We start from the raw sequence: 1,298 nt of genomic DNA on the forward strand, positions 1-1,298 counted from the left end.
GCAATCTTACGGTAAACGAATCTTTCGCCAATTATTCCGAATACCTTTGGAACGAATACAAATACGGAAAAGATCAGGCAGATTATCATCAGATGAAAGATGTAAATAACTACATCCATAATCCGGCGGACTTTAAAAAAGATTTGGTAAGATTCGATTACGATTCCCGTGAAGATGTTTTCGATTTGGTAACCTATCAGAAAGGTGGAGGAATTCTTCATATGCTGAGAAACTATTTAGGAGACGATGCTTTCTTCGCAGGAATGAACGACTATCTTAAAACCTATGAATATCAAAACGGAGAAGCGCATCAATTAAGATTATCTTTCGAAAAAGTTTCGGGAAGAGATCTGAACTGGTTCTTCAACCAATGGTATTTCGGAAGCGGACATCCGAAAATTAAATATTCTTATACTTTTGAGCCGGTTAAAAAACAGGTTGCCATAACCATAGAGCAGACGCAGGATCAGCCTTTCCAGTTTCCTCTGGCAATCGATGTTTACGATAACGGAAAGCCGAAAAGATACAATGTTTGGGTAAATGCAGAAGCCAAAAACACCTTTAATTTTGATGTTTCTAAAAATGCCGATCTGGTAAACATTAATGCCGACGGAATTTTAGTGGCAGACATTACCGATACCAAAACGCCGGAGCAATATGCAATGCAGTATGCGGGATCAAAAGAATTTAAAAGCAGATATCTTGCGCTGAGCGGAATTAAAGATCAGGTGGGGAAAAATCCGGCAGCTACAAAATTATTGGCAGCAGCTCTTAAAGATCCGTTCTTCAGAACAAGAATAAAAGCTTTGCAGTTAATGGATTTATCAAATCCTGAGCAATTTAAAGCCATGGGAGCAGAAGTAGAAAAATTAGCTTCCAATGATCCTAAAACTTTAGTACAGGCTGCAGCGATTTCAGCTCTGGCAAAAACAAAAGATAAAAAATATCTTCCGGTTTTCGAAAAAGGAGTAAACGCCGTTTCAAACGCTGTAAAAGGAAGCTCGGTGAGCGCTATTGTTGAAATAGATCCCGCAAAAGCAAGTGCTTTAGCAGATAAAATTGATCTGGAAGGCGCTCCGGAAAATTTATTGAGTAAGCTGTTACCAATTATCGTTAAAAATAAAGTGACTTCACAAATGCCAAACATTGCGCAGATGGCTGCATTTTATCCATTCCTTAAATTCCAGAATCCTGAATTGGGAAAAAGTGCGGAAGAAGGCTACAACTGGATCATGAGTTCTGATAATTTGAAAGCGACAGAAAGCATCACCAAAATGCTGAATCAGGCAAAAGGACAG

Annotated in this window: 1 protein-coding gene; it reads left to right on the forward strand. The window is 38.8% G+C overall.

Annotated features, from left to right (window positions below):
• Positions 1-1,298: M1 family aminopeptidase (locus WFK35_RS22785; protein ID WP_336734923.1), on the forward strand; the 1,298-nt coding region annotated here is incomplete at both ends.

The sequence above is a fragment of the Chryseobacterium sp. VD8 genome (assembly GCF_037149975.1).
GTDB lineage: Bacteria > Bacteroidota > Bacteroidia > Flavobacteriales > Weeksellaceae > Chryseobacterium > Chryseobacterium indicum.